Source organism: Acanthopleuribacter pedis (assembly GCF_017377855.1).
GTDB classification, from domain to species: domain Bacteria; phylum Acidobacteriota; class Holophagae; order Acanthopleuribacterales; family Acanthopleuribacteraceae; genus Acanthopleuribacter; species Acanthopleuribacter pedis.
The window spans coordinates 167,538-191,485 of sequence record NZ_JAFREP010000015.1 but is presented as its reverse complement, the minus strand read 5'-3'; the positions used below and the strand labels follow the sequence as shown (position 1 = coordinate 191,485).

The window sequence follows — 23,948 nt, the reverse complement described above, 5'->3', positions numbered from 1 at the left end:
CCTATGCCTGGTTTTCTTGAAAAAAGGTGATCAGTTCGGAAACTTGGAACGGCTTGCCCTTCACCTTAAGGAAGCTGGATGTTTCCCTGGCGAATCGCGAACGCACGAGGACGTCCAATTGGCCGTTGTTCAGCTCGCACACCAAAATCCGCTTGTACTTGGCCAGAACCTCGGCGGTGTTGGCCGGGAACGGGTTGAGGTAACGGAAGTGAGCCGCGGCGATGGGGCCGTGATCACTGTTGAACTGGTTGACCGCGGTCAGGATGGAACCGTAGGTACCGCCCCAACTGAGCACCAATGTGTCGGCGTCGGGGTTGCCGATGACCTCGAGGGCCGGTACGTCGTCGGCGATGCCGGCGATTTTTTGGGCGCGCAGGTTGGTCATCAACTGGTGGTTGTCGGGATCGTAGCTGACGTTGCCTTTGATGTTGTCTTTTTCCAGGCCGCCGATGCGGTGTTCCAGCCCGGCTTGACCGGGAACAACCCAGGGACGGGCCAAGGTTTTTTCATCGCGCTGGTAAGGCTGGTAGGTGGCGGGATCGGCGTCGTGGCTGACGGTGATTTGGGGGAGATCCGCAAGGTCGGGGATCTTCCAGGGCTCGGCGCCGTTGGCCAGGTAGCCGTCCGAGAGAATGACAACCGGGGTCATGTACGTTACCGCCAGCCGGAAAGCTTCAATCGCCATGGTGAAACACTCGCCCGGGGTGGCGGGTGCGATCACCGCGAGAGGCGAGTCGCCGTTGCGACCATACATCACCTGCAAGAGGTCGGACTGTTCGGTTTTGGTGGGCATCCCGGTGGAGGGACCCGCGCGCTGAACGTTCACAACGACCATGGGCAGTTCGGTCATGATCGCCAAACCCATTGCCTCGGATTTCAAGCAGATGCCGGGGCCCGAGGTACCGGTCGCGGCGAAGGCACCGCCGTAAGCCGCGCCGATGGTAGCGCCCATGGCGGCGATTTCGTCCTCCGCCTGGAAGGTGCGTACGCCGAAGTGGCGCAGGCGGGCCAGCTCGTGGAGGATGTCGCTGGCGGGGGTGATCGGGTAGGAGCCGTACATCAGGGGTTTGTCGGCAAGTTTGGCCGCGGCCACCAGGCCCATGGCCAGGGCTTGGTTACCCGTGATGCCGCGGTAGGTGCCTTGCTGGAGTCGGGCCTTGGGCACCTGGTAGGTGTCGGAGAAGATTTCGGCCGTATCGGCGAAGTTGTAGCCGGCTTTCAGGGCCAATTTGTTGGCTTCCTGGATATCCGGTAATTTGCCGAACTTCTTGTCAATCCAACCCAGGCTTTGTTCGAGGGGACGGTCGTAGAGGTAATAAACCAGGCCGAGTGCGTAAAAGTTTTTGCAACGTTCGGCGCTTTTTTTATTGAGACCGGCCTCGGCGACCGCTTGTTCGGTCTGAGAGGTCAGCGCGATTTTCACCACGCGGAAGGTGTCCAGCCCGTTGCCTTCGAGCGGATTGCTCTCGTATTCGGCTTTTTTGAGGTTGCCCTTGGTGAAGGCGTCCTCGTTGATAATCAGCAAACCGCCGGGAATCAAATCGGCGATGTTGGCCTTGAGGGCGGCCGGGTTCATGGCTACCAGGACGTCGGGACGGTCGCCCGGGGTGTGAATGTCTTCACTGGCAAAACGAATTTGGAACCCACTTACACCGGGAACGGTGCCGGCGGGGGCGCGAATCTCCGCGGGGAAATCGGGGAACGTCGAAATATCGTTGCCCAAGGTGGCCGAGGTATTGGTGAACTGGGTGCCGGTCAACTGCATCCCGTCACCGGAATCACCGGCAAAACGAATCGTAGCCGACTCAAGCGTTTGTCTCGTTTGGACCGCTTCCGTCATACTATGTGCTCCTTGTAGACCCATTGCCGTAGGGGGTCCTGATGTGGTGGCTTAGGGGGAATTAGCCATAGCTGTTTGAGCGGGAGCTCGTGGCTTCAGATGTTTTCTTGGGGAAACGCAAACCCAGGGTTGTCCGGTTTGGGTTTGGCGTCAAAAAACAACCGAATCGCCGCGGAAACGCCGCTCAACAGGGATCAGGTACGGCGTTAGCCGAGTATTATAGTCCTAAAAACGACCGGGTACCAATAAAGAGCGGGTGTTTAGCGAAAATTCGCTAACAATATGTCGGCTTATCTGTTTCTCGGCAAACTTGATAAGTCCAAGATGCCGCATTTTTGAAGGGGCCGGACCGCACCGCCGTTAGGGTTGACGGGATGCGATCCGAATACTTAGTGCAAGGTGCCGCAGCGTGCCTCGGCGGCTTCAATCAACACGCCCGATTGCAGTAAGGCCTCGGCCGCTTCGATGTCGTCGGCCATGTAGCGGTCCTCGTCCCAAGGGGCGACCTTCTCGCGCACCAGGGCCAGCGGTTGTTGCAGTGCCGCCGCCGGTTGTTTCTTTAATAAATGAATGCCTTGGGCGGCGCCGAGCAGTTCGATGGCCATCACGCGACGGACGTTGGTGACCACATCGCGGAATTGGCGCGCCGCGATGGTGCCCATCGAGACGTGGTCTTCCTTGGCGGCCGAGGTCGAGATACTGTCAACCGAGGCCGGGTGGCACAGCGATTTATTTTCGCTGACCAGGGCGGCGGCGGTACAGTGCGCAATCATGAAACCCGAGTTAAGTCCACCCTCGGGAACCAAGAAGGCATCGAGCGCGGAGAGGTCGGGGTTGCACAGACGTTCAATGCGGCGCTCGGCGATGTTGGCCAGTTCCGCAACGGCGATGGCCGCAAAATCGAACGCCATCGCCAGGCTTTCACCGTGAAAGTTGCCGCCGCTGATCAAACGGCCTTCGTCCGCGAGAACCATCGGGTTGTCGGTGGCCGAGTTAATTTCAATCTCGAACACGCGCAACACGTGGTCGAGGGTGTCGCGTGCCGGGCCGTGTACCTGAGGGACACAGCGCAGTGAGTAGGAGTCCTGGACTCTGCCGCAGTTGGCGTGGCCGCGCATGATCTCGCTGTCGTCGAGCAGGCGCCACAGGTTGTCGGCGCTGTGTAATTGGCCTTGGTGGGCGCGGGCGGTGTGGATCTTTTGGTAAAACGCTTGGCGGGTGCCCTGCAGTGCTTCCAAACTCATGGCGGCGATCAGGTCGGCGTGTTTGAGCAAGGAACGCGCTTCCCACAGGGCGATCCCACCGACGGCGGCCATCACCTGCGTGCCGTTGATAAAGGCCAGCCCTTCTTTGGCTTGGAGTGTAATCGGCGCGAGGCCGCGTTTCTCGAGCTCGCCGGCGGCGGGGACCCGCCGCCCGTCGGCCATGGCATGGCCTTCACCCATTAAGTTCAGGGTCAAATGGGCCAGCGGCGCCAAGTCACCGGAGGCCCCGACGGAGCCCTGCTCGGGAATAAAGGGATGGAAGCCGCTGTTGAGGGCCGCGAGTAGGGCGTCCAGGTTGGCGCGGCGAATGCCGGAAAAACCTTTGGCCAGGACATTGGCGCGCAAGGCCATCAGGGCACGGCATGCGCGCAGGTCGAGTGGCGCGCCGACGCCCGCGGCGTGGCTGCGAATCAGGTTGTATTGGAGTTGGGTCAGCTTGTCCTCGGGGATAATGACGTCGGCAAAATTGCCAAACCCGGTGTTGACGCCGTAAACGACCTCATTCTCTTCAATAATCTTGTCGACGACGGCGCGTGAGGCGTCGACGGTGATCTGGCCTTGTTCTCCGAGTACGGCGTCGCAACCCTCCGCGATCCGCATCAAATCCGCCAGGGTCAAATCCTGGCCGGTGAGTTCTATTTTGCTTGTTTGAGACACAATTTCCTTCCTTCTGTCTGGTTGGCTGGGCGAGCGCGGTCTCATCCAATTCGGAGACCGAAACCATCACGTGGTGCGCGGTAGGGACATCGGCCTGTCGGGCCGGAAAAAGCATGAGCGGCAAACGTGGGGCAGCGTCCATTTTAGCCTGCTCCAGCGTTTCGTGGTGATCGGCTTGTCTGGAAAAGGTGGCTTTTTAAGGCGCTTGGGGTTCGTTGCCGGTGCGCGGTGAAAAGCCGTGTTCCGGTCGGACGGGGCCGGTTCGTTGGAGCCAGGCGATCCAATCACTTTCGCGCAGGGTGGGGCAGGAGGACCCTGGGGCTGATTCAAGTCGGAATAAATCGGTTTGGGAGGCCTGATAAAAGGGGAAGCGACGCGCGTTGGCCTGAAAAAGCGCGGTCGCGGCGCACCGTGCCGCGCCGCCGTTCTCCCCTGCTAGGTGCTCCCAGGTCACCGCCAGGTTGTGGCGTGGCGTAGGGCCGAAGGGGTCTTGGAACAAAACCGCGCGCTGTAATCGCCAGGCGGTAAGTGCGTCACCCCGGGCCGCGGCCGCGCGCGCCTGTTCCTCGACGAACCAGTGGGTGTCGCCGGCGACCCGGTCGGCCAGGGTGCGTTGGACCTTGGGCAAGCTCACTAGGGCGACGGCCGAGAGGAGGATCGCCATAAGCGGACCGAGGGTTCGGGAGCGTCCCGCCGTTTGGGCGAGAGGGCTTGCCGAAGGGGCGGTCAAAATCAGCAGTGCGACCAGGAAACTGTTCAGGTAGTTGAGGGAAACCAAGGCAATCCCCGCTTGGAGCAAAACGGCCGTGCGCCAAGCGGGATCGGGGCGGCGCAGCCAAGCGTGAACGATTAAGGCGGTGAGGCACAGTGTCCAGGGGATCCCGAACATCACCGCGGCTTCGATCCAAAGGTGATGGGCATGGTGGGGTCGGTAGGTATCGGAACAATTGGGATCCGGGCCGGTGGAAAAGCGCGGGTAGATGACACGGTATTGGCCGGGACCCGCGCCGAACCATGGATTTTGGCCGATGAGGGCCGGTGCTTGTTGCCATAAAACCAGCCGCACAAAAAAGCTGTAGGTTTTGCCTTGGAAGTCGGGCTCTCGGTCGGCGATGAGGGGCGGTTGTTTTTGCAGTTCGGCAAGATACACCGCGGGATTAAAGGCGTAGGTTGCGAGCTGCCTGCCGCGCGGCGTGGCGAGCCAGATGCCGCTTGCGATGAGACCGAGGGCGAAGATCAGGGCAAGTAGGCGAGGAGGTCGGCTTGGAGGAAGCTTGTGGCGCAGGTGTTGCGCTACGTAAACCACGCCGGCGAGCAGCGCCGCGCGGCTACCGCTGATGCTGATCGCAACCAGCAACCAGGCTTGAAGGCCGGCTCCGCGCAAACCGGTCGGCCACCTGCCGAGGCAGAGCGCGGCGATCAGAAAATGGGCGGCAAGGTTGGGGTTGCCCCAAGTTCCGGCAAGTCCCCATCTTTGTGGCGGCGTGGGTGCGGTACCGTGGATGAGGGCGTAAAGGACCATCCAGGTCGCGCCCATCACCGCGGCCAAACTAAGGCCGAGACGAAGTTCGCGGCGGCGGTTGGCGTCGAGGCCGGCGCGCAGCAAGAGCGCGCCGGTGACAACCGCAAAAAAAAGCAAAAAAGCCAAACCGTCACGGGGATGGTAACCGAAGGCGCCGTGGTGATAGCGCGCGGCAAGCCACGGCCAGGCAAGCACGCCCGCCGCAAGCACCTGTCGCGGGGTGACCATCGTCCTGGCTCTGGTGCCAATTACAAGCGACAAGGCCGCGAGCCACAACGCGCCCTTGAGGACAGCGTAGACGCCCCCGAAATCATGGGGGACCAAAACCGCCGCGAGCACGGTAAGGACCATGGTTGGGGCGAAACGGGATGGCTGGGGGGAGGGTGTCATCGGTGGTTTGTCCTGACGCGGGGAACGGAAGGCGGGGCGCTCGCTTCTTTGTAACACATCGGGGCGAGCCTTGAGCCAACCTCAGGTTGTTCCCGTGGGAGGATTGGGCAGCCTGGGATTCCGCACCAAGAAGTCGGCACGGTTCCGTGCCTTGCATTAGCCGGTGCGATTTCACGCGACCCGAGGGCGCCACAACTTAATGAGGTTGAAACCTAAAAACCGAAAGGGACGTACTTCAACAAGTGACAATCGGACGGCATAAGGTCCTGCCGGAAAAGTGCCTTCAAAGTTGGCCAAACAGATGGATCCAAATTAAAACCACATTATCACTATGTTCATGTTTCAATGCGCGCCTGTTTCGGATCGCCACCGTTATGGTGTTGCCGCGTTAATCGATGATGATGGGTTGTACCGTGTTGAAAAGCCAAAAGCTTCAATGGCAAGTGTCCGAATTTGATTGTGGAACATCAAAAACGAAAAAACGAAATGCCCGTGGTGTGCCGTGGGTCGCTTGGGTTTTCCGACGAAAGAAGAAAACGGATGTCGCCTTGTTTCACGTCGGAAACGGCCCTCCTGTACTCGGGAACGGCCCCTGATTCATACTGAGTGAATCCATAAAAAACGAGCCCGCATTTCTCAAAAAACGCAACGGAGATCTTTGTGAAAAAAGCCATAACGTCCGCAATGTTATTTAGTTTGTTCGCGCTTCCTACATGGACGGCCGACACCGATTTTGCTTTTAAAGCGATACCGATTACCGAACATATCTACAGCATCGTTTCGCCTTCTTTCGGGCTTCCGACGCCGGAAAACCGAGGGTGGAATTCCAATAGCCACTTTGTTGTAACCAAAACCGGGGTTCTTCTGTTCGATACCGGCTCCTCGGAGTCGATTGGTAAGGGTATTAAAAAAGCGATTCAATCCGTGACCGACTTACCCGTTCGCTGGGTTATCAATTCCCACAGTCATGCGGATCATTGGTTTGGTAACGCGGCCTTTTCAGAGGCGGAAATCATTGCGAGCAGCGCGGCGCTGGAAACCATGAAAGCCCATGGTCCGCCCTCTCTCGCTTTCTACAAACGCGTGACCAAAGGGACGATTGGTGAAACGGCCTTGGTCCACCCAACGGTGCTTTTATCCGAAAACCAAAAACGCACCTTCGGCGGTGTTGCGGTTGAATTTATTTTTTCCAATGATGGACACTCCCCGGGTGATTTGCTGATGTGGCTCCCAGAAGAGAAAGTGATGGTGGGTGGCGATGTTCTGGGTTCTGATTGGATGCCGATTGTGACAGGGCACGGCAATGTACCCGGTTTAATCAAAACCCTTGAGATGGTCGCTGCACTCAAGCCAAACATTGTTTTGCCGGGGCACGGTCAAGCAACCACGGGTGCCTCGGTGGTACGGGATGCCGCATTTTTGTCGCGCATTTGGCAACATGTCCAAACGAACCACAAGCAAAAAACAGCAGAAGAAATCCTGGCAAACATCCAATCCGAAATGGGTCCTCAATACGGCACGGCGTATAAAGATTTCAATACCGACCTCGAACGGTATGTGAAACTCCTGATTCAATTACAGGCCTAGCCCCCGTTCGATGTGAACGCCTCGCAAAATCTGCCCGCGGTGCGGGCTTGGTGCTTTCGGTTTTTCGTGCCTGCCTACCGGAATACCGGATGATGTCGGTGTCGCCGAAAACCCCTTAACCGGCCCCGCGCGTCGTGAGCTGGATGCGTTCGCGCGGCCTTCTTTGTGGGTTCGTTTTCCCACCTGGTCGGTTTTGGTGGGCCGGCTCGCTTTCGTCGCGGCCCTCCCTGGGCTAGAATAAAGGTCGATCCTCATGTCGCGCCGCCAAGAGACCGGGTTGTTTACAACCCCGAGCGAATGAGCGATTTTTTTTGCAAGTGCCGCTCGGGTAACGCCTCTAATGCCCGGTGTCCATTTACCTAAGAGGTTCGATAAGCGCGAGGGATTTTTGCTAAAGATCTGGTGCGAAATGGTTTGGAAAAAGCGGACGGGCACCCGGTGGGTGTGTTGAGCATTCTTTCAGGCCGCTGCAGCCCAGAGGTTTAGCGAAAATCACCGCGCGTTATCGCGCTTCTTAGGTTTTACTTATTGCGATTGAGAAGGAGTGTTTATGTCGAAAAATGCCGTCAAAATTGGGATTGGCCTGTTGGCCGTGATCTCAATCGGGTTGGTCGCGCTTCTGTTTTTACCTGAAAAAGAAGACGGGGTTGAGCCCGGGGCCGTTGCAACGGAACAAACCGCGACGGAGACGGCGCCGCCGACAACCAACACGCCTGAGTCGGGCACGGTTGAAACCACCGGCTTTGCCGGCGAAGAAACCGCGCAAACCGAACCCCTGGTGCCGGGACCGGTGCCGGACCTCGAAAAAAGCGATGATTACCTGCGCGAACGTTGGTCCGAAACCAACGCGGTGGTTGGCTCGATGCTCGAAAAAGACGACCTGATCCGCAAGGTCACCACCGCGGTAGAACTGATGAGCATGGACCAAAATCCTGGCAAAATGCTGCATTTCCTGAGACCGGACGAAGTCTTTAAAACGGAAAAAGACGCGAGCGGTCGTGTCATGATGAGCGGCGACAACTACGATCGTTACGACCGGTTGGTCACCGCCTTTGAAAGCCTGGATTCGAACTTGGTCGCGGCTTATTACCTGAAAATGGGACCGGTTTTTGAGTCGGCTTACGATGAACTGGGGAATGGTGACGATGCGCGTGAGCAAAAGTTTGAGGCGCTTTACCAGCGCATCATGAACCTTCAAGTGCCGGAAGGCCCGGTTGAGTTGGTCGGCGGCCCCAAGATCTACATCTACGCCGATGCGGATCTAGAAGCCAAAACCGCTTTGGAAAAAGCCTTCATTCGGATGGGCCCCCAAAATACGCGGCGCATCCAAGCGAAGTTTCAGGCGATTTACGAGGCTTACCAACAACAGCGCTAGTGGGCCGTCCGTCGCGCATGATTCGGTGCTGCCGACCGAAATAGGGCATTTATCCTTTGTCGGTTGCGGCAAAAGTCGTCATTTTGATGGTGAAATTGATAAAAATTGGCGGGGATGTTATTGGAGCCGGCAAAATTTTCGCTATAATAATGCGAAGCTTATTGCAGCAATAGGGTAAAGCGCCAAGAACGTCCACCCCATATTTTTTTTGAAATGCCGGGCCTTGCCCGGCCGTGGTGCCCGATGTTCTGTGCCGGGCCAACGATTTTTGGTTTGGGTGACAATTGAACAAAGAACGTATCAAGGACAAAAACAACAAGGTTTCGATCAATTGGTCGCAACTGAGTGCCATTGTGACCGGTGTTTCCGCGATTGACATGACCAGTTTATCGATTCGGACCCGTGAAGAAGCCAAGATGTTCGCACGCGAATATGGTTTCGACGTTGACGATCCTCATGCACGTGATGAAATCCGCGCGGCCCATGCCGAGGCTGTTGCCTTTATCTGTGAATATTTCCTGGACGAGGGCGAGCAAACCCAGATCCCCCCGGAAATTTTACAGCCGGAGAGTTACTTGGATCTGTTGGTTTACTCTTCGAACTACCTCAACAAGTCCAACGTGCGCCAGATGTGGGCCTGTGCGGTGCTCAAGGTGATGCACGGTATCTTCCATATTGACCACGACTTTAAGCTGCGCTACTTCGATACGATTCGCTCGCAAATATTTGCTTCGTGGGACCGTCTGCTTGAATACCACGGTGATCGCCATTACCTGCGCGGCCACCAGATCTGCCTGCCGCTGTACCTGTTCCAGCGCAAACGGAACAAGGGTCGCAAATCGATCTTATTAAAGCTGTTGCAAAAGCCAAGTTATGTGGCTTCGGATATTTACGACCACCTCGGCATGCGGCTGGTTTTTGAAACCAAGTTAGAAACCATTTACGCCTTAAAATTGCTGTACAAAAGCCACCAAATTTCGGTGATTAACGTCAAACCCTTTCGCAGTAAAAATAACCTGATTGAGTTCAACCACGCTAAAAAGATTTTTCATCGCTACCGTCCCTTGTTGGATCGGGCCGAGACCTATCCCATTGAATTGTTCAAAAAGATGGACCGGGATTTGGAAGCGGAATTTGTATCGGGTCGACACAAGGACAACCCGCATTCTTCCGATCAGTACCAGAGCATTCAGGTGACGGTTCGCAAAATGGTGCGCGTTCCTAATCCGGTTTACCAGCAGGTGGAAGCGTTGCGGCAGTTGGTGGGCGAGAACCGCCGGATTCCGCCGCAACTCATGCGAACCGAGGCGATTGACAAAGAGTACGCCTTTTATTTCGACTACGAAATCCAGTTGATGGACCGGCGTTCTTACTTAAAGTCAATCAACGGGCCCGCCAGCCACCAGGCTTACAAAAAACGCCAGGTTGAAACGGCGCGTCGCCGTGTTTTGGGTCCCCAATTACTGAAGTCCCTGGAAGAGAAACGTGAGTATGCGGCCGAGGGGACCCTTTGGTAAAGCATGTCACGCATAACGCGAGCGTGGTTGATTTGTTAACAATCCTGAGCAGGCTGGGCGGGATCGCGCTATAGTAAGTTTTTTGGCCGCCCGGTAACCGAGCCAGGGTTGCCGCCGGTGGCGATTGGGGAACAGATGGGTCAGTTTACCGTGGTGACACGGGGCAAAGATGCGATTTTTCAGTTAAGCGGCGCGTTGGGTCTCGAGGAGACCGCCGCCTTACGTCCCGTTTTTTGGGAGACCATGCAAGAGACTGAGGCGGAGCGCATCATTGTCGACCTCAAAGCGGTGAGCCGGTTGGATGCTTCGATGATTAGTTTGTTTGTGGCCACGAAAAACGGGCTGACCAAGCGGCGTCGGCGCCTCATCCTGTGTGGCATGAAGCGCGAGATTTTCCAGGTCTTCGAACAAACCAACCTGAACGCGTATTTTGATATCAGGAAAGAGATGCCCGCCGACTAACCGACCCACGCCGGGGCCGACCTGATCGGAATCCAATTCGTAACGTCTCTGCCGTCAACGCCTTCAGCGTTTTCCTCTTCGTGAACCCCGGACAAACCGACCCACGCCGGGTGGGCGGTTATCCTGGTTCCGGCGTACCCCGGCGGGGTACGCGCACCCCAATGCATGGTCCATAACTCGTTAAAAACGCGAGCCGTCGGCGAGCAACTTTTGGTTTCGCTGAAGGCGATACGGATTTCAGCCTGGGGTAAAGGGTTGTGGAACAACTCTTTACCCTAGGTCCCCGGGGGTTCCCGTCGTGTAGGCCGCCGAAGGCGCCGGCCAAACAACAACCAACCGAACCCGATGAACCAACACCATCCCCAACCAACCGAACCCGATGAACCAACACCATCCCCAACCGACCGAACCCAACGACCCAACACCACCGAAAAACCGACCCTGACGCCATGAAACGCCGCGGGGTTTGGACCCCAGGAGCCTCTGGTGTCAACGCCTTCAGCGTCTTCCTCTTCGTGAACCCCCGAGACCCAGGGTGCGACCATTTTCAATGGTCGTACCCGGGGCTAACCTATGGCCCTCCTTCATAGGGCGTCCAGGGTGGCGAGGCGGAGCCTCGCGTTCATTCAAAGCATGGTCCGTGGATGGGGTGGTGCGGCCCGCTTCGGGGCGCGCCGGGTCGGCAACCGTCCAAAGAGGGCGTTCAACAACCCTATACCCTAGGTCCCATGGGATTCCCGTCGTGTAGGGCGCCGAAGGCACCGGCACCACGGTCAAGAAAACCACCCTGGACATCGAAACCAAACAAAAAAAAACCGGCGCCCTAAGGCACCGGTTCTTTTGTTTGGTTTGTCCGTTCGAAAGCGGTGGTTAGCCTTCGAGCAGGGCCTTGCGGCTGAGACGGATACGACCGTTTTTCTCAAGCGCAAGCACCTTGACCATCACTTCCTCGCCTTCCTGAACCTCGTCGGTCACGGAGCGGACGCGGTAGTTAGCGATTTCGGAGATGTGCAGCAGGCCCTCGGTGTTGGGCAGGATTTCAACAAACGCGCCGAAGTCGACGATGCGTTTGATCTTGCCGCGGTAGATCTTGCCTTCCTCGGGGACGGCGATCAGCTCTTCAACCATTTGCTTCGCGGAATTGAGGCCGGTCGCGTTGGGTGAGAAGATAACGCACTTACCGTCGTCCTCGATGTCGATCTTGACGCCGGTTTTCTCGATGATGCCGCGGATGACCTTGCCGCCGACACCGATCACGTCACGGATCTTGTCGATGGGGATCTGGAGCATGGCGATTTGCGGCGCGTGCTCCGGCAGTTCAGCGCGGGATTCGGCAATGGTTTTACCCATTTCATCCAGGATGTGCAGGCGGCCTTTACGCGCTTGCTCCAAGGCTTCAGCCAAGATCTCTTGGGTCAAACCTTTGACCTTGATGTCCATTTGCAGGGCGGTGATGCCCTCTTTGGAACCGGTGACTTTGAAGTCCATGTCGCCGTAGTGGTCCTCGGCGCCTTGGATGTCGGTGAGAACCGCGTACTTGCCGTCTTCCATGACGAGGCCCATGGCCACGCCGGCGACGGGGGCTTTAATGGGAACACCCGCGTCTTGCAGGGCCATGCAGCCGCCGCAAACGGAAGCCATGGAGGAAGAACCGTTGGATTCGAGGATCTCGGAAACCAAACGGATGGTGTAGGGGAAGTCTTCGGTGTTGGGGATAACCGGCTCAAGCGCACGCTCGGCCAGGGCACCGTGACCGATTTCACGACGGCCGGGACCGCGCATCGGACGACACTCGCCCACGCTGAAGGGTGGGAAGTTGTAGTGCAACATGAAGTGTTTTTTGGTTTCGGTGTGCAGCTGGTCCAAAATTTGGGCGTCGCCCTTGGAACCCATGGTCAGGGAAACCAAGGCTTGGGTTTCGCCGCGGGTGAACACGGAACTGCCGTGAACGTTGGGCAGGTAACCAACCTCGGTCCAGATGGGACGAACCTCGTCAAAGGCGCGACCGTCGGTGCGCTCGCGGCGATCCAGGATCAGGCCGCGGAACAATTCTTCTTTGAGTTTGCCGAAGTAAGCGGAGGCTTTGGCGGCCTTCTCTTGGTCTTCTTCGCTTTCGCCCTCGTAGGCTTCCACGATGGATTTCTTGACCGCTTTGATGGCGGCGTCGGCTTGGTGTTTGCCTTTGATGCAAATCGCGGCTTCGAGATCGCTGCTGAACTTTTCTTTCAACTCGGCGAAGAAGGCGTCGTCGAAATCACCGGCGGGAACCTCCCACTTGGTGATGTCCATTTGTTCTTTCATCTTCTCGATCATCGCGATGAAGGTGCGGATGTTGTCGTGGGCGAAGGCCAAGGCTTTGATCATGGTGGCTTCGTCGATGAACTCGGCGCCGGCTTCAACCATCACGATGGCTTCATCGGTACCGGCGACAACCAGATCGAGTTTGCTTTCCTGGCGTTGCTGGGCGGTGGGGTTGGCGATGAATTCACCGTCAATCAATCCGACGCGGACGGCGGAAAGGGCTTGAGGCAGGGGGACGGGCGAGAGGTATGCCGCGGCCATCGCGCCGACCATGGCGCAAACGTCGGCTTCGTAAACGCCGTCAGAGGAGACAACGTTGGCGGCGATTTGGGTTTCGCCCAAATAGCCCTCGGTGAACATGGGGCGCAGGGGGCGGTCAATCAAACGGCAGACGAGGGTTTCTTTGGTGGAGGCGCGGCCTTCGCGCTTGTAAAAACCGCCGGGGAAACGGCCCGCAGCGTAAAAGCTCTCGCGGTAATCAACGGTCAAGGGGAAGAAGGGGCGGTCGGGATCCCATTCCTGCGAACCGACGCAGGCAACCAGGACCATGCTGTCTCCGTGGCGGACGACGACCGAACCACTGGCTTGTTTAGCCAGCTTACCTGTTTCAATGCTGAATTCGGCTCCGCCAAGTTGCATGGATTCTTTAACGACTTTCAAATCTGTGCTCCTGATTTTCGTGTCTTTGCATGTCTCAAACGTAACGTCATGGGGGATCTCTCACTGCCTAAAAAGCGCGACCCATGAGGGGATTTCCGCCAAAGACCTGGAGCGAAACGGCTAGCCGGTGCCGGTGCATTCCCCGAGGGAATGGATGGAACCGGGCCGCTGCAGCCCAGGTGTTTGGGGGAAATCTCCGTGGTGGACGCGCTTTTCAGGCGATCACCGAACCCCAAACAAACCCCACGATATAAACACAAAAAGCCCCTTCAAACAAATACTCTGTTTGGTTGGGGCTTGCTTTTATGAAGGAACGGTTTACTTCCGCAGACCAAGACGGCCAATCAAGGTAGCGTAACGTTCGTGGTCCTTGTTTTTCAGGTATTCCAGCAAACGCTTACGACGACCAACCATCTTCAAAAGACCGCGACGAGAGTGGTGGTCTTTTTTGTTGGCTTTGAAGTGCTCGGTGAGGCCGTTAATACGGGCGGTCAGCAAGGCGACCTGAACCTCGGGAGAGCCGGTGTCCTTGTTGTGGGTGCGGTATTCATCAATGGTTTTGGTTCTTTGCTCTTTGTCGATCAATGTCCTAGGTTCTCCTAAATAATTTGAGTCGTCGCTGAAAATGGTGCGAGCGACAAGCCCTCAGACTATAGCAGAAGACCTAGGGGGGTGCAATTGAAGCCCGCTAAAAATTTACAGAAACAGGGTGTCCTTGGGTTAGACAATCCACGCCAATTGGGATTAGAATCTGATGGGACAGTCTCAGTGCCGATTGGCCTTTGATTTGCTTAACAAACTCATTCCGAGGGCGGGATGGTTCCCAGCATCCCCATTTTGAGGATGCCCGCCGTCGACTTTTTTCTACCCAGGGGGCACTCATTGCGCTTCATTACGCCAATGGATCGGCTCGTTGCCGCGTCGCACCGACTACCTTTTGCAACGTATTTCCTTTTACTTTGTGCGGGCTTTTTGCCTGCTTTCGGGGGGCAATTTACTGTCACCGAACAATTGACCAACGTTAAGAGTTTTCAGAACATCGACGGTTCCGTGACCGTCGCGTTCCGCGTCTCCTATACGGATCTTCTCACCAATGATCCCGTCAGAAACGTCGTTCCCACCTTGACCGTTCCCGATTGTGCCGCGTTTGGCGGTGAGGTTGTTTTCAACACAACCTACCTCGGCCGAGGTTTCCCCAACCCCACGATTGGGGCTGTTCCCACTTGGAACAACAACGCCACCCAAGACCTGGTGTTTAACATTCACATGTTCAACAACAGCACCTTTTGTCCGCTGAACAACGAAACCCCGATCAATTTAGACGAGGTTTGTCGGACCTTTACCTTATCCTTCACCCACTTCGACCAGCGCAGCCCGGTTGAGGCGCTTGACCCCAACAACCTGCTTTTGTTCGAGAATCCCGTCACCGACGGGTTCAAAATCATCCACACCTTGTCCGCGACCAATCCGGCCCGCATTCAGGAACAGGGCAACTGTGGCCTGTACACGACCAACGCCACCATCCAAATTCCGGTTAATCGCTTTACCCCCAACGCAAGCATTGTCAACGATCCCAACAACCGCATTCTGTGGGGCATCGATTGGAACCTGAACACCAACAACCAGTCCGTACCCGTTGATTACCGCATCGGTATCGGCAACCTGCTGTTTCCGATCGGGAACCTCAGTTACAACCTTTGGCAACACTTTTTGTTGCCCAGTGACAATGTGCCCATGATTTACGACGAAATGCCTCAGTCCATCGTCGACCAAAACGGGACGAACCTCGTCTTGGGTCCGCTCGGCGGCAACGGTGAATCCAACGCCGAAGATTGCGATCTTGAAACCTGGAATTTCCTCGATCTGACCGGGGTGACCGTGGAAGGCACGCCCATCCGTCAACAAATCATCAACGGCACTTTGGCACTGACCCTCAACATCGACCGCGGTGGGACCTTTATCAGCTTCCGTGAGGCCATGTTGGTGGTTGCCACCGAAAACCGCTGCGAATTTGGTGACGCCTTCGGCATGGGGCCGACCGAAAGCCAGTTCAAGTTTGCCTCGGTAAATGACACGGGCGGCGGTCTGGTGACGGTGACCTTGGCGGTTCCAGACGCGTGGAAAAATGCCACCAACGGCGGTCAACTCAGCAGTGACTACACGATTGATTGGTACTACCACAACGCAACTTCCCTGGCTGAAGCGAACTTGGTCGATGATTCCGCCGCCAACGCCCGCAACCTAACGCAAACGCTGAGCCTTCCCGGTAACGCGGGCGATTTTGGGTACCAGGCGCGAATCACCCATTCCGCCAGCGGAAGTGTGGTCACCGTTGATGTGCCGGCGGATGCCTTTTCGTACGGTGACCTGGACCGACCCAGCATTGTCAACGCCGAGGCTTTTCCCGATGAATACCTGGACGCCGGCGAAACGCTGGTGATGCCGTTTACGCTTCTCAACGGCTTGGAGGAAACGGTTAACGTGGAAGTTGTCTTCGGGGTGACCGAGGGAAATCATTCCATGGTTTTTGACGCCAACTTTGGTGACAACCGCACGCAAATCAGTTCCAACCGCTTTTCCTTAAGCGATGCGGTACTGGGTGGCCAGAGCTTCGGCGGCGATCTCCAGGCCACGCTGGCCGCCACAACGGTGGTCTGTGAGCCGATCACCTTTTTTGTGGAAACCCACTACACCCTCAACGGGGTGACCTACAGCACGCGCCGTACCTTCTCTGAAGAAGCGAACTGCCTCCTCGACAACTCCGTGTTCGAGATCGGTACCGACTACACCGCCAAGGAATTGTTCGGTGTACCCGATCCCTGTGCCAACTCCAATTGCACCGAAACCAACTGTGGCGAGACGGATGATTGCCCGCCGCCGCCGGGTGTCGGCTGGCAATTCGAATCGGGGAAATGGGTTGGTAAAACCGCGGATATCGCCGTGTTTCAAACCTTGACCTCGCCGGTCTATCCCGTGGTCAACACCGGGGCGAGCATTAGTCTGAATCACCAAGCCAACCTGTCGTTGCTGGCCGCCGGCGGCATTCTCGAATATCGGACCCGTGCCGATGCGGAGAGCGATTGGTCTGACTGGTTCGATTTGATTTTACCCTTGGAAACGGCGCTGGAGACCCCGCTCTACAATACGCGGCGGTTCGGTACCCTGAACCCACCCAACGACCAGATTATCGCCGGTCGTCTGGTGTTCATGCGGCAACTCCAGCCGCAATCCATCGTTGCGGATTTGCCTGAGTCGGTGCTGTCCGGCAGCCAAATCAGTTTCCGCTTCACCTTCCAACAAAACGTTTCCGGTGATTTGGGGCAATGGACGATCAATGATTTCACCTACGCGACCACGGCCGCGGCGGACAACGAGTTCAATCCCACCATCGCCCCCATTTTTAACATTGGACCCTGCACCCCGGATCTCAGCATTGCCGTGAACAGCAATGAAAACCTGACCTTCCAGTGGTTCAACAACTTCCAGAGTTTGGTGAACGGAACCCCCGCGGCGACCACGACCTCGCCGACCTGGGTCAATGTCAGCAAAACGGAATCCGGCAGCGCTTTTGTCATGGTGAAAGCCGACAACCAACAGGTGGAAACGACGACCCGTATTTTTGAGTTGAACGTAACCGTCAACGGCGGCGTGCCACCCTTCGGCGCCTTGCGCAACGCTTGGTTGCAGACGGTTGATACGCCCGGCGCCGAGTTGGACATCGTCGCCGACGGTCAAGTGAACGTGCTCGACATGACCTTGCAAGTTACCGCGACCGACTGCGAAATCTAACCTCATTACCAACCCAAAACAAAAAAAGGTGCCGCTTGTCGGCGCCTTTTTTTATTGGGCGGATGGGCAGGGTCGCCGTGTGAATAAGCCGGGTTACCCGTAAAACACGGATTTGGTTTGGCTGTAGGCGGCCAGGGCGTCCATACCCAGTTCGCGGCCGTAACCGCTGTGTTTGACCCCGCCGAAGGGCATCTCCTGATGCACGCTGCTGCTGGAGTTGACCGACAAACAACCCGCTTCCAGGCCGTGTACCAACCGTTGCACGCGGTCGTAATCGCGGGTCCATAAGGAGCCACTCAGGCCGTAAGCCGTGTCGTTGGCTAGGCTTAGGGCTTCTTCTTCATCGCTGAAGGGAAGGATGCAAACCACCGGCCCAAACACTTCTTCCTGCATGATCTTGTGGCTGGGATGGGCGTTGACAAGGATCGCCGGGAGTAAAAAGTTGCCGTCGCCAAGGGGGGCCTCTGCCGGGATTTCACCGCCTTGAACCAGGTGGGCGCCCTGATCTTGGGCGGTACTAATGAACCCGCACACGCGGGCGCGGTGGCTCGGGGTGATCAGTGGGCCCAGGTCGGTTGTTTCCTCGCGCGGTAGGCCGACGACCAGTTGGTTGGTCCGGGCGGCAAAACGGGTGAGGAACGCGTCGTAAATCGGCCGTTCCACGAGCATGCGCGAACGCGAGCAGCAATCCTGGCCGCTGTTGTCGAACACGGACCATACCGAGCTGTCGATACATTCGTCCAGGTCGGCGTCGGCGAAAACGAGGTTGGCCGATTTGCCGCCCAGTTCCAGCGAGACCCGTTTCAGTTGATCGGCGGCGGCGCGACCGACGCGTTTGCCGGTTTCGGTGGAACCGGTGAAGGAAATTTTGCGGACGCTGGGGTGTTCCACCAAGGCCTCTCCCGCCTGGTCACCGTGCCCGGGGATGACGGTTAACACGCCGTCGGGGAAACCCGCCTCTTGGGCCAGTTCCGCCAAACGCAAGGCGGTCAACGGGGTGGCCTCCGCCGGTTTGACGATGACCGTGTTGCCCATGGCGAGGGCCGGTGCGCATTTCCAAGCCGTGATCAGGAAGGGAAAGTTCCAGGGAACAATCAAGCCGCAGACCCCGATGGGTTCGTGGTAAACCGCGCCGCGTCCCCGTGAACCCGGCATCATGGTTTGGCCGAAGTGTTTGTCGACCGCGCCCGCGTAATAACTAAAGCAACGGGCGGCGCCTTCGATTTCGGCGCGGGCCGCGCGAATGGGTTTGCCCGCGTTGCGCGATTCCAGGTCGGCCAGTTCTCCGGCTTCCTCGCGAATGCGCTGGGCCAATCGAAGCAAACAGTTGGCGCGGTCCTGGGGACGCATCGAACGCCACAGGTAACCGCGGAAGCGCTCCGCCGCGTTTTGGACGGCCAAAGTTACTTCCTGTTTTCCGGCCATGGCGACGGTGGCGATCACGCGCCCGTCGGCTGGATTAACCACCTCGTAGCGGGATTGTCCGGCGTAGGCCTCGCCGGCGATGGTCAGTGGATGGTGGGGAATTTTGCCTGGCATGCGCTTGTCTCCATGAAGGGCATCATTATTTAATGGGATTCGGGCGTAACATACGCGGCGGTGATGCCGCCGTCAACCGAAAAGGTGCTGCCGGTCAGGTAGCTCGAGGCGTCACTGGCCAGGAAACACGCCGCCTGAGCCATTTCCTCCGCCAAGCCGAAACGGCCCATGGGGACGTGTACCAGACGACGTTCACGCTTGGCCTCGGTATCGAGGAACGACATCAACAACTCGGTTTTCAGCGGGCCGGGGCATAAGGCGTTGACGCGAATGTTCTCGCGCGCGTGGATCACGGCCAGCTCACGGCTCATCGCGAGGACCGCGCCTTTGCTGGCGGTGTAGGCAAGCTGTGCCGTGGCGGCGCCGAGCAGGGCCACGAAGGACGCGGTGTTGACGACCGAACCGCCGCCCGCGCGACGCAAGGCCGGGATGCCGTGTTTGCAACCAAAGAACACGCCTTTGACGTTGATGTTCATGGTGCGGTCCCACACCGCTTCCTCGCATTCCTGACTGTCGCCGTCGGCCGCGTCCATAATGCCGGCGTTGTTAAACAACACGTCCAATTTGCCGAAGTGCTGCTCGCAGGCCGCGATCATCTTCGCGCAGTCTTGTTCACTGGAAACGTCCGCTTGGACGAACAGCGCTTGGAAGCCGGCGGCGTTGAGTTCGTCGGCGACTTGGGCGCCCGCCTCATTGATATCGACCAGGCAGACTTGGGCGCCTTTTTCGGCGAAGCACCGTGCCGAGGCCGCGCCGATCCCGGCGGCGGCGCCGGTGATTAAGGCTGTTTTTCCCGTTAAATCCATGGTGAACCCTCCGGTGGTTTAAATTTGTTCGAAGTAACGGCGGCGTTCCCAGTCGCTGACACTGCGCTGGTAGGCGTCCCATTCGGTTTGGTAGAAATGCAGGTAGTGATCGATGACGGTGTCGCCAAAGGCTTGGCGGGCCACCGTGCTTTTGCGCAGCCGTTCCAAAGCGTCGGCCAGGGTGGTTGGTACCTGGGGCAGGTCGGCCGCCGCATAAACGTCGCCTTGGAACATCGCCGGTGGCTCCAACTTTTGGCGAATTCCGGCCAGACCCGCGGCCAAAACAGCCGCGTAACCCAGGTAGGGATTGACGTCGGCACCGCAAATACGCGATTCGATGCGCAGGGAGGGGCCGTTGCCCACCACGCGGAACCCCGCGGTACGGTTGTCGTAACTCCAAGCCAAACCGGTCGGCGCCCAACTGCCCGCTTGGTAGCGTTTGTAGCTGTTCACCGTGGGGGCGAAAAACGGCATAAAGTCGGGGGCGTACTTCATCCAGCCGGCGAGGAACCAGCGGAAGGTGTCGCTGCACGAAAAGGGTCCCAGCCCGCTTCGGTCGCCGGGGAACCGGGCCTCGGTGCCTGCCCTGTTCCAGAGGCTTACGTGCATGTGGCAGCTCGAGCCGGCCAGTTCCTCGGCGAACTTGGCCATAAACGAAACCGAATGGCCGTGTTGGTCCGCGATTTCCTTCAAACATTGTTTGAACAGGGTGTGGCGATCCGCCATTTCCAACACCTCGCAATAGCGGATGTTCAACTCGTGTTGGCCGGGACCCCATTCGCCTTTGCTGAACTCCACCGGGACCCCGCTTTGGTTGAGCAGGCGGCGCGCGGGCGCGTTGATCACTTCTTCACGGGTGCCCTGCAGCATGTGGTAATCCTCGATGTAGGCGCTGAAAGTTTTGAGGTTGTGGTAGTTCTTGTCGCGCGCTTCCTCGAAACTGTTTTTAAAGAGGAAGTACTCCAGCTCGGAGGCGGCTTTGGCGCTGAAGCCCAGTTCTGAAGCCGCGGCGACTTGGTTTTTAAGGATGGCGCGCGGTGAAACGGCAATCGCTTTGTGGTCGGCTTCGTTTTCCAGGTCGCAGATCACCAACGCCGACTTAGGCAGCCAGGCCGCGCGGCGCAACGTGCGGTAGTCCGGCACCCCGTGAAAGTCGCCGTAACCGCGTTCCCAGTTGGCAAAGCTAAAGCCGGGAACCGGGTTCATGTCGATGTCGGTGGTCAGCAGGTAATCGCAGGCGTGAATGCCGTGGGCCTGGATGGTCTCGAGGAAAAATTGGGCGCAAATGCGTTTGCCCATCAGGCGACCGTAGTGGTCGGGAAAAACGGTGAGGACGGTGTCAATCTCACCGGCGTCAATCAAGTTCTTGAGGGATGCGAGGCTGAGGTGCGGGCTGTCGCTCATGTCGGCTCCTGGAACACGCCGTACCGAACCCTGGGCCGGGAACCGCGGGTGAAAAGAGGGTTCTTCGGCGCATGGTGTGGTGGTTCGCGTGAAAATTCGGATGAGTAGGCTGGTGCGTGACGCTTATCTTACCGCGATTGGTTCCAACCCAATTTTGATTTTTTGATGACGACCCCGTAACAATCGGTGGGCACCGAAGCCACTTAGTTGAGCAGCCGTTGCAGGCGCGCAAAACCCGCTGTAGCGACGTCCAAACCGCCCGGCCGGAAACGACCCGGCCACAGCCGCGCAAAAGTGGTCGCGAGTTTGTGCAAATCGTCGCGGAGCACCTGTTTGGTTTCGCTCGGCAAGGCGGCGACCGGTTGATCCGCGCCGCATTGGAAGCGGGCGCGGCCGAAAGCGACGCACCAGGACAGCATGCGTCGGGTCCAATCCAAATAGGCCGTGTGCTCCTCGGCCGGCGGCAATTTGCTGATTCGTGCGGCCAGGCCGTCCAGGGCCGTGCCGACCTCGATCAGGCCCGCCTCCGTTAAGCCGCCGAGCCGGGGATGGTTCAGATCGGCGTCGGCGAATCGGATCAGGAAAAAGAGGGCTGAGCCGTTGGTGGTTTTGGCGCCGGACACGCGGTATAACTCGCCGAGTTCCAGCCAGATCCACGCGTGTTCCAGGGTGGGGAACGGGTCGCAATGGCGGGAAAGCCGTTCCGCCCAGGGGGCGAGTTCAATATCTTCTTCCAAGGGCATCGCCAGCCAGGCCAAACCCGCGCCCGCCATCAAACCCGGCCAAGCCACCGGCGGCGTTTGCCAATGGCCGTAATCGCCCCAGTCCGTGACCACGATGCCGGCCGCGCGTTGTTCCAAGCCCTCGGCGCAGGCCCGTTGCAGGTTTACCAAGGCGTTGCCGACCCGCCCGGCGAGGCTGCTCCAACTGCTGGTGCCGGGGCACAACCAGTAGGTGAGCCCGCTTTTGCGGTAGTGTTTGCAATGCTCGGCGAAGGGGTGATCGGCCTCGTAACCCCATTCGAGGGCAACAGCGTCGCGGGGCACGCGTTCCAACGCGCGTGGTTCTTCAATTAAAATATCGCCCCAGAACATCATGCGTTTGCCGTGTTCTTTGAGGAGGTCGTTCACCTGGTTGAGAAAATCGAGGTACACCGCCGTTTTGCCTTTGGCCGCGCAGATTTCCTTGGAGCGGCCTTGGCCAAGGTCCATGGTTTCGTCCAGGCCGACATTTACGAGCGGGCTCTCGAAGTGGGGGAGCAATTGTCCGTAGAGGTCGCGCAAGAGATCGAGCGCGGCCGGATCGGTGGGGCACAGGCTGAAGGGTTCCGGTTCAAAGCTGAACGGGTGGGAAAAACCCTCGGGAACCTCGGCCAGCGCACGGTAGGGTTCGTGGACCAACCAGCGGTGGAAATGGCCGAGGCTGTTTTGGTTGGCGACAAGGCGCATGCCGCGTTGGGCACAGTAGGTGTGGAGTTGGTCGATGTCGTCGCCGGTTAGTGGGGACGCGTCGCGCCAGACGGTTTCATGGCCCTGATAGGCAAAAGTATGTTCGGTGTAAAGCTGGAGATGGTTGACATGGAACCTGGCCAGCCCGTCTATAGTTTCGCGTAAGGTGTTGAGTGTGGGTACTTTGCCGCGACTAATGTCGAGACACACACCTCGTGTCGGGAACTCGGGATGGGCGAACACCGCGAATTCCTGGAGCCCCCCATGGCTTTGCAGAACCTCGCGGCCCGCGCGCACCATGGCCGCCAGCTGTTGGATGGCCCGGAACCAACCCAGCTCGCTGGTGGCAATGAGGAACAAATTCCCGCTGTGGTGGAGAATGCTGAAGGTCTCCCGGTCCGGGTCCTCGATCTGGGCGGGGCCGTGTTCTTTGCGTTCCAGCACGATCAGGGTATCGCGCGAGGGGGCAACTGGTTGCAGCACCTTGCCGGCTGCCTGGAAATCGGCGTTGAGCCGGCGCCATGCGTTGTTGAGCAAGGGATTCTTATCCGCATGGTAGGTGATCGTTCGCGGCCAACGCACTGGTTTTTTGTTGTCCGCGTTGAAATGGGCTTGCTGGGTTTGGGGCCAAACCCAATCCCACCATTCGGGTGCGTGGGTAACGAAACTCATAACAGGGTGCTTCCTATGCCGAGATTGTCGCTTTCGAGGGGCGGACCCGAGGCGACGCGGTGCGACCAGCGCGTGGTGTCCGGTTGGCGGAACCCGCGGCAACACTGCAGCGTCAGCCGGATCGCGCTTTCCAGTGAGACGCGGTGCCCGGTTGATACGTAGATGGGTTTAACCCCGGCGCGGCTGCGCACCACCGCGCCGATGGTTTCCCCGTGATCGATGATCGGTTGCCAAGCACCTTGGGTTTCGGGCAGGGGTTCATGGCTGCCGATAAAGCGGTTTTTGGCGACCCCGATGCAGGGCAGATCGGCCAGCAGGCCGAGATGGCAGGCGAACCCGAAGCGACGGGGATGGATGGTGCCGTTGCCGTCGCAAAACAGCATTTGTGGGTCGACGCTCAGGGCGTTGAGCGCGTCGATGGCCGCGGGAACCTCGCGGAACGAAAGGTAACCCGGCACATAGGGAAAGGTGGTGGGTTTGCGGACGACCTTGTAGTCGAGCAGGGTGAGCTCGGGGAACTTGAGCACGACCACCGCGGCGCGGGTGATGCGGTCCGCGTCCTCGTAACCGAGATCAATGCCGGCGATGCGTTCGACGGCGCCAAAACGGTCGGCGCATTCGATTTGGGCCGCCAGGTCCGATTGCAGGCGGGCCGCTTCCGTCTCGTCGAGGTCCCAGCGATGTGTGGCGCGAATATCCATAAAGTCACCCTTC

General features: G+C 58.2%; 15 protein-coding genes. 5 read left to right on the top strand and 10 right to left on the bottom strand.

Features of this window, described 5'->3' with window-relative positions; all coding sequences use genetic code 11:
- Position 1: 1 nt before the first annotated feature.
- The 3 genes from J3U88_RS16490 to J3U88_RS16480 form a co-directional block, all read right to left on the bottom strand.
- A complete protein-coding gene (locus J3U88_RS16490) occupies positions 2-1,840 on the bottom strand; it encodes a 2-oxoacid:acceptor oxidoreductase subunit alpha (RefSeq protein WP_207860025.1) in 1,839 nt (612 codons plus the stop codon).
- Positions 1,841-2,229: 389 nt separating this feature from the next.
- On the bottom strand, positions 2,230-3,762 hold the full coding sequence (hutH, locus tag J3U88_RS16485) for a histidine ammonia-lyase (protein WP_207860024.1): 1,533 nt from the start codon (positions 3,760-3,762) through the stop codon (positions 2,230-2,232).
- Between the two features lie 196 nt (positions 3,763-3,958).
- Positions 3,959-5,674: an O-antigen ligase family protein gene (locus tag J3U88_RS16480; RefSeq protein ID WP_207860023.1), complete on the bottom strand. Its 1,716-nt coding sequence runs from the start codon at positions 5,672-5,674 to the stop codon at positions 3,959-3,961.
- 660 nt (positions 5,675-6,334) lie between these two features.
- Here J3U88_RS16480 and J3U88_RS16475 point away from each other — a divergent pair.
- From J3U88_RS16475 to J3U88_RS16460, 4 genes are all read left to right on the top strand, one after another.
- Positions 6,335-7,261, top strand: a complete 927-nt coding sequence (locus J3U88_RS16475; RefSeq protein WP_207860022.1) for an MBL fold metallo-hydrolase — start codon at positions 6,335-6,337, stop codon at positions 7,259-7,261.
- A 550-nt stretch (positions 7,262-7,811) separates the two neighbouring features.
- On the top strand, positions 7,812-8,636 hold the full coding sequence (locus tag J3U88_RS16470; RefSeq protein WP_207860021.1) for a DUF3014 domain-containing protein: 825 nt from the start codon (positions 7,812-7,814) through the stop codon (positions 8,634-8,636).
- Positions 8,637-8,920: 284 nt separating this feature from the next.
- Positions 8,921-10,153, top strand: a complete 1,233-nt coding sequence (locus J3U88_RS16465) for a TIGR04552 family protein (RefSeq protein ID WP_207860020.1) — start codon at positions 8,921-8,923, stop codon at positions 10,151-10,153.
- Positions 10,154-10,288: 135 nt separating this feature from the next.
- Positions 10,289-10,615, top strand: coding sequence for an STAS domain-containing protein (locus tag J3U88_RS16460; RefSeq protein ID WP_207860019.1), 327 nt, complete (start codon positions 10,289-10,291; stop codon positions 10,613-10,615).
- Between the two features lie 870 nt (positions 10,616-11,485).
- Here the strand turns inward: J3U88_RS16460 and pnp are convergent.
- Both pnp and rpsO read right to left on the bottom strand, forming a co-directional pair.
- Positions 11,486-13,576: a polyribonucleotide nucleotidyltransferase gene (gene pnp / locus J3U88_RS16455; protein ID WP_207860018.1), complete on the bottom strand. Its 2,091-nt coding sequence runs from the start codon at positions 13,574-13,576 to the stop codon at positions 11,486-11,488.
- A 318-nt stretch (positions 13,577-13,894) separates the two neighbouring features.
- Positions 13,895-14,161 carry a 30S ribosomal protein S15 gene (rpsO, locus tag J3U88_RS16450; RefSeq protein ID WP_207860017.1) on the bottom strand — a complete coding sequence of 89 codons (267 nt, stop codon included), beginning with the start codon at positions 14,159-14,161 and terminating at the stop codon, positions 13,895-13,897.
- Between the two features lie 387 nt (positions 14,162-14,548).
- On the opposite strand from rpsO, the gene J3U88_RS16445 reads away from it, so the two are divergent.
- Positions 14,549-17,365, top strand: coding sequence for a hypothetical protein (locus J3U88_RS16445; RefSeq protein WP_207860016.1), 2,817 nt, complete (start codon positions 14,549-14,551; stop codon positions 17,363-17,365).
- A gap of 93 nt (positions 17,366-17,458) precedes the next feature.
- Here the strand turns inward: J3U88_RS16445 and J3U88_RS16440 are convergent, their stop codons facing one another.
- The 5 genes from J3U88_RS16440 to nfi all read right to left on the bottom strand — a co-directional run bounded on the left by J3U88_RS16440 (position 17,459) and on the right by nfi (position 23,935).
- The gene (locus tag J3U88_RS16440; RefSeq protein WP_207860015.1) at positions 17,459-18,904 is read right to left on the bottom strand and encodes an aldehyde dehydrogenase family protein; all 1,446 of its coding nucleotides are present in this window, start codon (positions 18,902-18,904) and stop codon (positions 17,459-17,461) included.
- A 29-nt stretch (positions 18,905-18,933) separates the two neighbouring features.
- Positions 18,934-19,710: a glucose 1-dehydrogenase gene (locus J3U88_RS16435; protein ID WP_207860014.1), complete on the bottom strand. Its 777-nt coding sequence runs from the start codon at positions 19,708-19,710 to the stop codon at positions 18,934-18,936.
- 18 nt (positions 19,711-19,728) lie between these two features.
- Positions 19,729-21,114, bottom strand: coding sequence for a glutamine synthetase family protein (locus J3U88_RS16430; protein WP_207860013.1), 1,386 nt, complete (start codon positions 21,112-21,114; stop codon positions 19,729-19,731).
- A 203-nt stretch (positions 21,115-21,317) separates the two neighbouring features.
- Positions 21,318-23,234, bottom strand: coding sequence for a beta-N-acetylhexosaminidase (locus J3U88_RS16425; protein WP_207860012.1), 1,917 nt, complete (start codon positions 23,232-23,234; stop codon positions 21,318-21,320).
- Entirely contained in the window at positions 23,231-23,935 is a 705-nt protein-coding gene (nfi, locus tag J3U88_RS16420; protein ID WP_207860011.1) for a deoxyribonuclease V, read from the bottom strand. Before nfi ends, J3U88_RS16425 begins: the two co-directional genes overlap by 4 nt.
- Between the last annotated feature and the right edge of the window lie 13 nt (positions 23,936-23,948).

Bases quoted from the DNA above. Each gene is read 5' to 3' on its own strand.
- J3U88_RS16470 (WP_207860021.1), top strand. From the start codon at position 7,812: ATGTCGAAAAATGCCGTCAAAATTGGGATTGGCCTGTTGGCCGTGATC.
- nfi (WP_207860011.1), bottom strand. From the start codon at position 23,935: ATGGATATTCGCGCCACACATCGCTGGGACCTCGACGAGACGGAAGCG.
- J3U88_RS16440 (WP_207860015.1), bottom strand. From the start codon at position 18,904: ATGCCAGGCAAAATTCCCCACCATCCACTGACCATCGCCGGCGAGGCC.
- J3U88_RS16430 (WP_207860013.1), bottom strand. From the start codon at position 21,114: ATGAGCGACAGCCCGCACCTCAGCCTCGCATCCCTCAAGAACTTGATT.
- J3U88_RS16460 (WP_207860019.1), top strand. From the start codon at position 10,289: ATGGGTCAGTTTACCGTGGTGACACGGGGCAAAGATGCGATTTTTCAG.
- J3U88_RS16490 (WP_207860025.1), bottom strand. From the start codon at position 1,840: ATGACGGAAGCGGTCCAAACGAGACAAACGCTTGAGTCGGCTACGATT.
- J3U88_RS16480 (WP_207860023.1), bottom strand. From the start codon at position 5,674: ATGACACCCTCCCCCCAGCCATCCCGTTTCGCCCCAACCATGGTCCTT.
- J3U88_RS16425 (WP_207860012.1), bottom strand. From the start codon at position 23,234: ATGAGTTTCGTTACCCACGCACCCGAATGGTGGGATTGGGTTTGGCCC.
- J3U88_RS16435 (WP_207860014.1), bottom strand. From the start codon at position 19,710: ATGGATTTAACGGGAAAAACAGCCTTAATCACCGGCGCCGCCGCCGGG.